Below are 12,238 nucleotides of genomic sequence, written 5' to 3'. Positions count from 1 at the left end.
CGCGGCGGTGCCGCCCTGCAACCCCCGGCGTCCGCCCCCGCGGGGTCGGCGCCCGCCCTCCCCCCGGGCCCCCCCCCCCGCCCCGGCCGGGCGCCGCCCCCCCCCGCGCCCCCCCGCGGGGGGGCCCCCCCCCCCACCCTCCGGGGGGCCCACCCCTCCCGTCGCGACCGGGGGTCTAGGTCCAGCGGACCACCACGGAGATGAAGTTCTCGTAGTTCGACGCGTCATTCCGGGAAACGGCGACACCGATCTCGCTGATGCTGGGCTTCATGAGTATGGAGCGCTGTCCCTCGTTGTCCATCCACAGTTTGACGATGTCCGCGGCGAACCGGGGGTTGTCCAGCCCGGGGTACGCGGCCAGGGAGTATCCGTGACCGGCCTTGATGAACTTCGGGTCGACGGTCAGACTGTTCGAGGCGGCTGCGGCGTCCGAGATGCTCTTCGCCAGCGCGGTGACGTCCCCGTTGACGGTGAGCTTGTCCAGGCCACGGTTGCTGCGTTCGGCATTGATGGCGTCGACTATCTCGCCGCTACGCTTCTCGAGGAGCTCCTGGGTGCCCGGATCCGGCGTCGGGGTCGGTGTCGGATCCGGGGTCGGCTGGGGATCGGGCGTCGGCGTGGGGGTCGGTGTCGGGTTGGGCTGCGGCATGGGGCCGGGCCGGGGGCCCGAGAAGGAACCGGGGGTCCCGTTGCGGCCCATCGCCTGGGCGACGAAATCGGCGATGTCCTTCTCCGGGCCAGCTGCGGCGACGGGTGCAGCCAGAAGTGTCGCGCTAAGTGCGGTCGCTGCGGCGGTCGAGATGAGTTTTCTGTTCATGTCCACGATGCTCCTCGGGTGTTGTCGGGATCCGGGGCCACACGGTCGGCCGCCCCTCCGTCGCCCCCGTCTGACGGTTTGCCCCATCGGGGGAACGACGTTCCGGTAGCGGAGGGGATGACCCGATCATATCAATTGCGAAGCTGTTGCGTTGGGTGACGAAACAACGGATGACCGGCGGGGGGAGGGATGCTCCCCGGCCTAGTTCCGGTCCTGTGTCCCGGTGTCGTCCCGGGAGAGGGCGGAGGCTTCGTACAGTCCCTCTTTCCGCGCGAGTCGCCCGACCCGCTGCCCGATCACCGGTGCCGTGATGAGGGTGAAGGCGATGATGAGGATGAGGACACCCAGATCACCGGCGGCCTCCGCATCCAGTTCGCTCGCCCCGAGGACCCGTAGAATCGCCCCACTGACGGCGAGGATCAGACCGAGTGTCTGTGGTTTCGTCACCGCGTGGAGTCTCGTCATCGTGTCCCTGAAGCGGGCGAGCCCCACCGCGGCGGACAGCGCCAGGATCGAACCCAGGAAGAGGAGGATGAGTGAGATCGTGTCGAGGATGAATCCGGTCACTGGGCACCGTCCCGTTTCCGGAAGCGGGTTATCGCGACCGTGGAGATGAACCCCAGCAGTGCCACCACGATCATCGCATTGGTCACCGTGGTGTCGAGTGTCCGGCAGATGTACACGGCGAGCGCGCACTGGATCATCGCGACCACCGCATCGAGGCTCAGCACCCGGTCGAGGGAGTTCGGGCCGACGAGCATCCGCCAACCGGTCACGACGAATGCCACCGCGAGCAGGGACGCCGGTACGAGGAGCAGGGTGTTGTAGACCGACGGGTCCATCAGCCGTTCCTTTCGAAGATGCGGATGAGCCGGCGTTCGAGTTCCCCGACCCTGGCGATCTCCCGGTCGATCGCCTTCGTCGAGGAGCCGTCGATCAGGTGCATGGTGAGTTTCCGGTCCGCTATGTCGAGGTCGGTCACGGTACCTCCGGGCTGGAGGTTGAGCAGGGTCACCGCGAAGGAGAACACCAGGTCCTCCTGAACCCGCATCGGCACGACGACGATCGCGCCCGGGGGTACCGGCGCAGGCCGCAGCGCAATGGTCGCCACTTTCACCGAGCTGGCGACCAGATCCACAGCGAATCTCCCGCAGAGGCGCAGCAGCGCCCCGAAACGGACACCCGAACCCGAGCCGGGGATCGACGGTAGGGGGAGAAGCAGCGTCACGGTGAGGGCGACCCCCAGCCCGGCCACGAGGTTCGCCGCCGAGAACTCTCCCCACAGCAGCGCCCACATGAACGTGAGCCAGAGGACGGACTGGGGGCGGAAACGGCGACGGATTCCGGCGAACATCAGCGATCACCCCGCGTCGGCGTGGTCGTCTCCACCGCCGCGGCATCCCCGGGACTGCGGCGTTCCTCGATCCCGTCCCTCACCCGGTACCTGTCATCGGTGGCTACGGGACCGGACTGGCCGGGGATCATGGTCCGCCCGGGGTTGAGGTATCCGGGGCCGAGCACCGCACGGCGGTAGACGGCGATGTCCTGGGCGGACTCCGCCGAGCGGCCCGTGACCGCCGAGATGGGGCCGGCGAGCACACTGACGGCGAGTGACGCGGCGACCAGCAGGACGGTCGGCGCCACCATTCCGAAGGGCATCCTGCCGACGTCGGCACGCTCGGTCAGGTCGATCTCCCGCCGAGCGCCGGCGAGGGGACCGGTGGCGGCGAGGGCCGTCGCTCCGTCCGGGGCGTCCGAGCGGTCCCGCCAGAAGGCCTTCGACCACACGATGGTCATCGTGTAGAGGGTCAGGAGGGAGGTGACCACGGCACCGGCCACCATGAGCCAGGCCATCCGCCCACCGTGCCCGGCGGCGGCCTCGACGAGGATGATCTTCCCCAGGAACCCCGAGAACGGCGGGATTCCACCGAGGTTGAGGGCGGGGATGAGGTACAGCGCAGCGAGCAGCGGTGACATGTAGGCCAGCGAACCCAACCTGCGGAGAGACGAGGACCCGGCCTGACGCTCGATCAGACCGACGACGAGGAAGAGCGCCGTCTGCACGAGGATGTGGTGCACGGTGTAGAAGATCGCCCCCGAGAGCCCGTTGGCGGTCCCCAGGGACACCCCCATGATCATGTACCCGATGTGGCTCACCAGGGTGAACGACAGAAGCCGCTTGATGTCGTTCTGGGCCATCGCGCCGAGGATCCCAACCAGCATCGTCAACAGCGCCGCCCACATCAGCACCCCGTCGAGGCGACCGTCGGTGAACACCACCGAGCGCACCCGGATGATGGAGTAGACGCCGACCTTGGTCAGCAGGCCGGCGAACACGGCCGTCACCAGGGCCGGTGCGGTCGGATACGAATCCGGTAGCCAGGAGTACAGCGGAAAGACCGCGGCCTTGATGCCGAAGGCGACGAGCAGGACCGCGAAGATCGCGGCCCTGGTCCCCTCCGGGACCGCCTCCATCCGGACGGAGATCTGTGCCATATTCATCGTCCCCACCGCGGCGTAGATCAGCGCGAGGGCGATGAGGAACACGAACGAGGAGAGCATGGAGACCATCACGTAGCTCACGCCCGCGCGGACGCGGGCGGGGGACGCGCCGATGGTGAGCAGGACGTAACTGGCGACCAGCAGCACCTCGAACCCGACGTAGAGGTTGAACATGTCTCCGGCGAGGAAGGCCATGTTCACGCCCATGGTGAGCAGCAGGTAGGCCGGCAGGAACACACCGACCGGCTCATCGTCGGTTCCGTCGCGGACACCCTGTCCGATGGCGTACCGGAGAACGGAGAACAACACCAGGGAGGACACCGCGAGCAGCAGTGCGGACAGCCGGTCGGCGACGAGAGTGATACCCACCGGAGCATCCCAACCGCCCACCTGCAGGGTCTGGATCCCGGCGCGATCGACGAGGGCGACGAGCGTCGTGCACAGAACGATCAGGACGGTCAGCGCCGTGGCGGTCACGGCTCGTTGGACCCGCGGATGGCGGCCCGCGAGGAGACAGACCGCGGCGGCGACCGCCGGGAGGACGACCGGCAGAGGAATGAGATAGGGGACGACGGATGCGGTGGTCGAGGCATCGGGGAGGTTCATCACTTGTCCTCCTTGACGGGACGCTCGAAACTGTCGGGGCCGAAATCGTCGCCCTGTCCGGTCGCACGACCGGTCTCCGGGTCCGCGGAGGCGTCGTGATCCGGTGCCGCGGACGCGGTGTCCGGCCGGTGCGCGATCGCGGTGTCCTCGGTGTCGTCGCCGATGAGGTCGGCGGTCCGGTAGCGGTACTGGCGGAACGCGAGAGCGAGGATGAACGCGGTCATCGCCATTGAGATGACGATCGCGGTGAGGATCATCCCCTGCGCCAGTGGGTCGGTGTCAGTGCCGGACAGCGTCGAGTCCCGGCCCGCGATCGGCGGGGCACCTGCGCCTCCGCCGGCGGTGAGCATGAGCAGGTTGGCCCCGTTGCCCAGCAGGATCAGACCGAGCAGCATCTTGGTCATCGCCCGCTCCAGCAGCAGGTACACCCCGCAGGAGATCAGGACACCGCAGGCGATGAGCAGAAAGAGGTTCGCGATCATGATCTGCTCTTCCTTCCGGTGGTGGGGACGCGGTCGGTGGTGCCGTCGGTGGACTCCCCGGACTGCGGTGCCGACCTGCGGCGGGCGAGGCGGCGGGCCCGTTCCCTGGCGCGCCGTCGGCGCTGCTCCTCGTCGATGTCGAGCTGGGCGCCCAGGGAACGGAGGATGTGGAGCACGAGGCCGATCACTATGAGATAGACACCGGCATCGAAGATCACCGGGGAGACGACGTGCACCGTACCGATGAGCGGAAGCTCGATGTCGGTGTTGGCGGAGGACAACGGTGGCCAACCGAGGACCATCGGGGCGATCACCGCCCCGGAGGACAGGATCAGGCCGGTACCGAGCACACGCGACGCGTCGACGGGCAGGGCCTCCTCGAGTTCCTCGCGTCCGCCGGCGAGATACCGGAGCATGAATGCGAGGGCCGCGACCAGCCCCCCCGCGAAGCCGCCGCCCGGGGCGTTGTGGCCGGCGAAGAAGAAGTAGAGAGACAGCGTGATCATCGAGGGGAAGAGGATGCGGGTGGCCACCTCCATCATGAAGGATCGGTTCCGGGCCTTGGCGTCCTCGTTCGGTGCGGCCAGCCAGCTCGGTGACTCCGTGCGCAGTGTCGGGCGGCGGGACACCCTGGAGAAGCTGCGCGTGCGGTAGACCAGGGAGGCGACCCCGGTTGCGACGACGACCAGCACGGAGATCTCGCCGAAGGTGTCCCACGCCCGGATGTCGACCAGCAGGACGTTGACCGCGTTGGATCCGTGCCCGATGCGGGAGGCCAGGTCCGGGATGTGGATGGACACCGGCAGGGTGCTCCGGGCGTTCATCGCGAAGGCGCCCAGGACCGACACCGTCAGCCCCACCGCGACCGCTAGCCAGGCCCGCAGCCGCGTGTGATCCGACTCCGGCCCGCGACCGTCCGTGCTGGCGGGCAGTTTCCGCAGAACGAGCACGAAAACAACCACCGAGACGGTCTCCACGAGTAGCTGGGTCAGCGCCAGGTCGGGTGCACCGTGGAGCGCGAAGATGACCGCCACCCCGTAGCCCGTCATCCCCACGAGGATCAGCGCGGACAGCCGGTTGTCCATCACGGTCGCGGCGATCGCGGCGATCACGATGATCACGACCACCAGGCCCTGCACGGGGGAGTCCCACAGCTCCATCCGGATGTCGGTCCGGGCTCCGGTGACGAGCATCGTCAGCGGAAGGGCCACCAGGGTGACGAGGATGACTGCCTCGTTGACGGGCAGGGAGCCGCGTTGCGTGGTGGCGGTGATCCGGAGGGAGATCCTCCGCAGCGTGTCGAGGACCGTGTCATAGGCCAGGTTCGCGTTACCCAGCGCGGGGCGGCTGAAGTGCAGTCGGCTGACGGTCTTCCGCTGCCAGTGGAGCAGCATCCCGCAGCCGAGGATGATCGCGCTGATGAGCAGGGGGAGCGTCCATCCGTGCCACAGTGTGAGGTGTATCGATGCGCCTGCGTAACTGTTGAGCACGGCGTCCAGTGGCTCCGGGGTGAGCCCCAGCACGATGCCCGCCATGGCGAGGAGGGCGGGCGGGATCCACAGTGGTGCGATGATCGCGTCGGCGCCCGACACCGCCGTGGACGTCCCGCCGCCGGTAGCGTGTCCGGGCGCCTTCGTGGCGAAGGCGCCGTAGAGAAAGTACAGCGAGTAGGCCACCGTGAGCATGCTCCCCACCACCACCCCGGTCAGCAGGAGGTTGCCCGGCATGCCCGTGAGCAGCTCCTCTTCGAGAAGCGTGGTCACGGTGGCCTCCTTGGCCACGAAGCCGACGGTGCCCGGCACTCCCGCCATCGACGCGGCCGCGGCTGCGGCGAGGACGACCAGCGCCGGCCGGTCCCGTCCCAGCCCGGACAACTCCCGGATGTCCCGGGTTCCCGTGGTCCGGTCGATGGCTCCGACGATCATGAACAACGTCGCCTTGAACAGGGCGTGGGACACCGTCAGGGCGAGCCCCGCGAGGAGCGCACCCGGCGAACCGATGCCGACCACGGCGATGATGAAGCCCAGCTGACTGACCGTGCCGTACGCCAGAATGAGCTTGAGGTCGACCTGGCGCAGGGCCATCCATCCGGCCATCAGCATCGTCAGCAGTCCGGACGGGATGACCACGAGATGCCAGGATCCGATCTGGTTCAACTCCGGGGACAGACGTGCCACGAGGTAGATGCCGGCCTTCACCATCGCGGCCGAGTGGAGATAGGCCGACACCGGTGTCGGCGCGGCCATCGCGCCCGGCAGCCAGAAGTGCATCGGGGCGATGGCCGATTTGGACAGGGCACCGGCGAGGATGAGCACCACGGCGGCGCTCGTGGCCGTCGACGCGACCGGGGGACCGGCCCCGATGAGCGCGGACAGGTCCCAGATCCCCGATGTCGTGCCCAGCAGAATGATGCCCACGAGCATCGCGAGACCACCGAGTGTCGTGACCATCAGCGCCTGGCCCGCGGCCCGCCGTGATGACGCACGTTCGCCGTAGTAGCCGACGAGCAGGAACGACAGGACCGAGGTGAGCTCCCAGAAGACATACAGCAGCAGGAGATTGTCCGCGGTGACCAGCCCGTACATAACCGTCGTGAAAGCGACCATCTTCGCCCCGAAGACGGACAGGCGTTTCGGGTTGGAGTCGAAGTAGCCCCAGCAGTAGCAGAGGATGAGGGCGCCGATACCGAGGATGATCAGGGCGAAGAGCGCCGCGAGGGAATCCATGCGCAGCGTGATGTCCAGGTGTGCGGCGGACATCCACGGGAGGTGGACGGTGTGTGGCTCCGTCCCGGGTGCGAAGTCGCCCTCGAGCCAGCCCCGGGCGGTCCAGGCGAACGACGCCGCGGGGACGAGGGCTAGGACCCCGAAGGCCGGGCGCCCGAGTTTCGTGATCAGCACCGGAGCGGTGACGGTCGCCGCGGCGAGAGCGGCCAACACGATGAGCACGTCCATGGTCTGTGACTTCTCCGGGCTGGGCGGGGATGATCGGGTCAGGTCGTCAGTCTACCCGGCAGGCTCCCCGTCTCCTGCCTCATCACCCGCCGAGGTCGTGCTCCGGTGGACCGAAGAACGGTCGGGAACGCGAGGCCGCCGATTTTCCGGACCGCAGGACCCGGTTCAACGTCAGTCCGGCGTTGTCGGTGGCCCGTTCCGCGGGTCCACGGACGAAGGTGTCCTCCTGATCGACGCGGCCCCCGGAGCCGTCCGGTTCGGGAGGGGCATGAGCGTCGGGGCCGGTGACGGGATGCCACCCGGCGTCCGAGAGTTCGTGCCGCGGTGGGTGGTGTGGTCGATCGTCGCCCGGTCACCGGTGGTTTCCCTTGCGTCGACGCTCTTGGTGGCCTCAGTTCCCCCCGCGGTGGAGGCGGTGGGCGGCGCGGCTCATCGCGGTGGCGATGGCGGCCTCCGGGGTTCCACCGAAGCCCAGGACCCAGCACCTGCTGTTGTTGTGGCAGGCCTCGAGGAAGACGGCGGTTCCGTTGAAGATGTCCCGCTGCCGGAAGGTCAGGATCTCGACCCGTCGTCCGGCGTCGGCGAGCAGGTTGGTGCACGCCGAAACCGCTCCCATCGCGGTGATCTCGCGGGACGAGTGCGTGACGCCGCCCCGGCCCGGGCGGGAGGACGTCAGGGTGGCGCTGAACTGTCGTCGGTCGTCGCGGAGCGAGGTGTGCGAGAGGTTGTCGATCCGCAGATCCGGGGTGGGGCAGTAGGTCTCGGTGAAGGTGCGCCAGTCCATGCCCGCGGCTTCCTCGCGCAGTCCGGCCGGGAGGTTCTGTCCGAACCTGGCGCGGAAGGGGTCATCCGTGCATTCACGCAGTGGATCACGCAGGCTGAAGGGTGCCGGGCGGCTCATCTGGGCGGGGGAGGAGTGCGGTTGGTGCTGGGTGTGCAGCGTGTGGATCGACTGTTCCCGGTTGCCGGTACGGGTGTCGGTGGTGGTGTTCGTCGTGTGCATCGTCGGTCCTCTGGAAGATCCTGATCCGGCACGGGCCTCGTACCTTCCGGGGTGTCCGGGGAGGGCCTGTGGTGGTGTGACGGATCTGTCTGGTCTGTGGAAATGGACCGACGCTTGTCAAGCGACTGGGAGGATAACGACTACTGCCCCGGGTGAAGGGGTCAGTCCCTATCCTTCACCGGGGTACGTAGCCTCTGCTACTCGCGTAAGTCGAATGATGTGCGTCACAACGTCGAGATTAGGGGTTTCCCACATCCGGGTCAAGAAATGTTCCCGAAAGTGGGGAGGTGGGGGTGCCGTCGGGGTGTGCCCGTTGGCGGGCGCAGTCTCCACATTCTGCTGGTGGAGGCGTGGTTCCGGGAAGACGTCACCCCGCACGTCCCACTGGGTGGAACGCACGGGGTGGTGGATTCCGGGGCTAGAGCGTGTAGCTGAGCAGGAACAGTGTCTCCGCGACCGCGCAGCGCTTCAGTTCCTCCGGGGAGACGGACTCGTCGGCCGAGTGGATGGTGCACAGGGGCTCCTCCACGCCGAACAGGGCGATCTCGGCGCCCGGCACCGCCCGCTGCAGGGCGGTGGTCAGCGGGATGGAGCCGCCGGAGCCGCAGTACGCCGTCTCCCTGTTCCCGAAGGCCTTCGACAGTGCGCCCGCCAACGCCTGCGCGGCCGGGCCTGAGGTGTCTGTGGCGAAGGGCTCGTTGACCTCCCGGATGTCGACCTCGACCTGCACTCCCCAGGGGGCGGCGTCGATCAGGTGGTCGCGCAGAGCCTCGGCCGTCGCTGTGCCGGAGGCGCCGTAGGGCGTCCGCAGATTGAGCTGTGCGGTCGCCGTCGCCGGGATCGCGTTGACGGCCTCGGATACCGGCGTGGAGGTGAATCCCGTCACCGTGACGGCGGGGCGTGCCCACAGCTGATCGGCGATGTCGGTTCCGTCTCCGATGATCTCCACTCCCTCGAGGACTCCAGCGTCCGCGCGGAAGGCGTCCGCGTCATAGGAGATTCCGTCCCAGGCGGCGTTGTTGTCGGTGCCCCTGATCGAGACGCGTCCCGATTCGTCGCGCAGTGAGTCGAGGATGCGGATCAGCGCGGCGACGGCGTCCGGTGCGGGGCCGCCGAATCCGCCGGAGTGCACGGCCGACCTGAGGGTGTTCACCGTGACGCGGACCTGCGCGCCGCCGCGCAGGGAGGTGGTGAGTGTGGGCACCCCCTCGGCGACGTTTCCGGTGTCCGCGATGATGATGGCGTCCGCGGTGAAGTACTCGGGGTGTTCCTCGATGAGGTGGTCCAGGCCTTCGCCACCGCGCTCCTCGGAGCCCTCGATGACGACGGTGACGCCGACGCCGGGGTCGCCGAGTTCCCCGAGCGCGCGCAGGACCGCGAGATGCATGACGACGTTGCCCTTGCAGTCCGCGGTGCCGCGTCCGTACCAGCGGCCGTCCCGTTCGGTGAGCGTGAACGGATCCGAGGTCCAGGCGGCCGGGTCCCCGGCGGGAACAACGTCGTAGTGCGAGTAGAGCAGTACCGTGGGGCGTCCGTCACGGGCGGCGCGGCGGCCGATCACCGCGGTCGATCCGTCGGTGGTGAGGTGGGTGTCCACCTCGAGTCCGACCTCCTCCAGGGAGCGGACGACCCAGGCCGCGGCATCCGCGTTGGCCTGTTCGCAGCCGGGTTCCGCGTGCACGGAACTGTGGGAGACGAGTTCGGTCAGGTCGGCGAGAATGCGGGCCTGCTGGGCCTCGATCGCGGCGGTCACTTCAGCTGTGGTGGGGATGGAGGGAGTCATGGGTCCAAGTGTAGGGCCCCGGTTCTTGCACTCGCACGTCCCGACTGCTAGAAACGGACCTAGCACTTGATACTGGAGAGTGCCAGGATTTATGTACACCTGCGGGTGAGGTTGGACCCAACACTCACCGACCGTGCCGTCGCGGGCGCCCGCAGATACTTGACGTGAGTGTCGTCCGATGAAAACCCAAGGAGCACACAACACATGGCAAAGATCATCGCTTTTGATGAGGAAGCACGCCGTGGCCTCGAAAAGGGCCTGAACACCCTCGCTGACGCCGTCAAGGTCACCCTCGGCCCGAAGGGACGCAACGTCGTCCTGGAGAAGTCCTGGGGCGCGCCGACCATCACCAACGACGGCGTGACCATCGCCCGCGAGATCGAGCTCGAGGATCCGTACGAGAAGATCGGCGCCGAGCTGGTCAAGGAGGTCGCCAAGAAGACCGACGACGTCGCGGGTGACGGCACCACCACCGCCACCGTGCTCGCACAGGCCCTCGTCCGCGAGGGACTGCGCAACGTCGCCGCCGGCTCCAACCCGATGGGCATCAAGCGCGGCATCGAGCAGGCCGTCAAGAAGGTCACCGAGGAGCTGCTCTCCACCGCCAAGGAGATCGAGACCGAGGAGCAGATCGCCGCGACCGCGGGCATCTCCGCCGCCGATCCCGCCATCGGCGCCAAGATCGCCCAGGCGATGTACGCCGTGGGCGGCGGCAAGCTGAACAAGGAATCCGTCATCACCGTCGAGGAGTCCAACACCTTCGGTGTCGAGCTCGACGTCACCGAGGGCATGCGCTTCGACAAGGGCTACATCTCCGGTTACTTCGCAACCGACATGGAACGCCAGGAGGCCGTCCTCGAGGATCCGTACATCCTTCTGGTCTCCGCGAAGATCGGCAACATCAAGGATCTCCTGCCGCTGCTTGAGAAGGTCATGCAGGCCGGCAAGCCGCTGCTGATCATCGCCGAGGACGTCGAGGGCGAGGCCCTGTCCACCCTGGTCGTCAACAAGATCCGCGGCACCTTCAAGTCCGTCGCCGTCAAGGCCCCCGGCTTCGGTGACCGCCGCAAGGCACAGCTGCAGGACATGGCCATCCTCACCGGTGGCCAGGTCATCTCCGAGGAGGTCGGCCTCTCCCTCGAGAGCGCGGACATCCCGCTGCTGGGCCGCGCCCGCAAGGTCGTCGTCACCAAGGACGAGACCACCATCGTCGAGGGCGCCGGCGACAGCGCACAGATTGAGGGTCGGGTCAACCAGATCCGCGCCGAGATCGAGAACTCCGACTCCGAGTACGACCGGGAGAAGCTGCAGGAGCGCCTCGCGAAGCTCGCCGGCGGCGTCGCCGTGATCAAGGTCGGTGCCGCGACCGAGGTCGAGCTGAAGGAACGCAAGCACCGCATCGAGGACGCCGTGCGCAACGCCAAGGCCGCCGTCGAGGAGGGCATCGTCGCAGGTGGTGGCGTCGCCCTCATCCAGGCCGCCCACGTGCTCGACGATGACCTCGGTCTGACCGGCGATGAGGCCACCGGCGTGAAGATCGTCCGCTCCGCGCTCTCGGCCCCGCTGAAGCAGATCGCCTTCAACGCGGGCCACGAGCCCGGTGTCGTCGCCGACAAGGTCGCCTCCCTCAAGGTGGGCGAAGGCCTGAACGCCGCCACCGGTGAGTACGTCAACCTCATGGAGGCCGGCATCAACGACCCGGTCAAGGTGACCCGCTCCGCGCTGCAGAACGCCGCCTCCATCGCGGCGCTGTTCCTCACCACCGAGGCCGTCGTCGCCGACAAGCCGCAGCCGGCCGGCCAGGGCATGCCCGACGCCGACGCAATGGGTGGCATGGGCGGATTCTGATCCCCTGACACCCCTCCGGTGAGTCCGCAACCGGACGAAGGCTGAGAAGAGGCCCGGGCCCCCCCAGGGGGGGGGGGGCGGGCCGCGGGGGGTGCGGGGGGTGGGGGGGTGGGGGGGGGGGTGTGGGACCCGGCGCTGGCGGTGGACCGGGTGCGGCGAGGCACGGTACATGCGGGGCCCCCCGCGGCGGGGACGGCGGACTGGTGGTGGGGGGGGGTGGGGTTGGCGCGGGGGATCGGGCGT

The 12,238-nt window shown here is 68.3% G+C and carries 10 protein-coding genes; 1 reads left to right on the top strand and 9 read right to left on the bottom strand.

Annotation, left to right across the window (positions count from 1 at the left end):
- Nucleotides 1-175 precede the first annotated feature (175 nt).
- The 9 genes from KRX55_RS11695 to KRX55_RS11655 form a co-directional block, all read right to left on the bottom strand.
- Entirely contained in the window at nt 176-817 is a 642-nt protein-coding gene (locus KRX55_RS11695; protein ID WP_218407900.1) for a CAP domain-containing protein, read from the bottom strand.
- A 201-nt stretch (nt 818-1,018) separates the two neighbouring features.
- The gene (locus KRX55_RS11690) at nt 1,019-1,384 is read right to left on the bottom strand and encodes a monovalent cation/H(+) antiporter subunit G (RefSeq protein ID WP_218407899.1); all 366 of its coding nucleotides are present in this window, start codon (nt 1,382-1,384) and stop codon (nt 1,019-1,021) included.
- Nucleotides 1,381-1,659, bottom strand: coding sequence for a monovalent cation/H+ antiporter complex subunit F (locus KRX55_RS11685; RefSeq protein WP_218407898.1), 279 nt, complete (start codon nt 1,657-1,659; stop codon nt 1,381-1,383). The genes KRX55_RS11690 and KRX55_RS11685 overlap by 4 nt, the downstream gene beginning before the upstream one ends.
- Nucleotides 1,659-2,171, bottom strand: a complete 513-nt coding sequence (locus tag KRX55_RS11680) for a Na+/H+ antiporter subunit E (RefSeq protein ID WP_218407897.1) — start codon at nt 2,169-2,171, stop codon at nt 1,659-1,661. The genes KRX55_RS11685 and KRX55_RS11680 overlap by 1 nt, the downstream gene beginning before the upstream one ends.
- A complete protein-coding gene (locus KRX55_RS11675; protein ID WP_218407896.1) occupies nt 2,171-3,925 on the bottom strand; it encodes a Na+/H+ antiporter subunit D in 1,755 nt (584 codons plus the stop codon). Before KRX55_RS11675 ends, KRX55_RS11680 begins: the two co-directional genes overlap by 1 nt.
- Nucleotides 3,925-4,407 carry a Na(+)/H(+) antiporter subunit C gene (locus KRX55_RS11670; protein ID WP_218407895.1) on the bottom strand — a complete coding sequence of 161 codons (483 nt, stop codon included), beginning with the start codon at nt 4,405-4,407 and terminating at the stop codon, nt 3,925-3,927. Before KRX55_RS11670 ends, KRX55_RS11675 begins: the two co-directional genes overlap by 1 nt.
- Nucleotides 4,404-7,355 carry a Na+/H+ antiporter subunit A gene (locus KRX55_RS11665; RefSeq protein WP_218407901.1) on the bottom strand — a complete coding sequence of 984 codons (2,952 nt, stop codon included), beginning with the start codon at nt 7,353-7,355 and terminating at the stop codon, nt 4,404-4,406. Before KRX55_RS11665 ends, KRX55_RS11670 begins: the two co-directional genes overlap by 4 nt.
- 397 nt (nt 7,356-7,752) lie before the next feature.
- Entirely contained in the window at nt 7,753-8,364 is a 612-nt protein-coding gene (locus KRX55_RS11660) for an acetyl-CoA acetyltransferase (protein ID WP_218407894.1), read from the bottom strand.
- Between the two features lie 418 nt (nt 8,365-8,782).
- A complete protein-coding gene (locus tag KRX55_RS11655; protein ID WP_218407893.1) occupies nt 8,783-10,147 on the bottom strand; it encodes a dipeptidase in 1,365 nt (454 codons plus the stop codon).
- Between the two features lie 204 nt (nt 10,148-10,351).
- Here KRX55_RS11655 and groL point away from each other — a divergent pair, with 204 nt between their 5' ends.
- Complete coding sequence (gene groL / locus KRX55_RS11650) at nt 10,352-11,995, top strand: chaperonin GroEL (RefSeq protein WP_218407892.1); 1,644 nt, start codon at nt 10,352-10,354, stop codon at nt 11,993-11,995.
- The last annotated feature ends 243 nt before the right edge of the window (nt 11,996-12,238 follow it).

Origin of the sequence: Corynebacterium sp. TAE3-ERU16 (assembly GCF_019209935.1) — a bacterium.
GTDB classification, from domain to species: Bacteria; Actinomycetota; Actinomycetes; order Mycobacteriales; family Mycobacteriaceae; genus Corynebacterium; species Corynebacterium antarcticum.
Note: the sequence above shows the minus strand (reverse complement) of the source record. Positions and strands in the feature narration are given on the sequence as shown.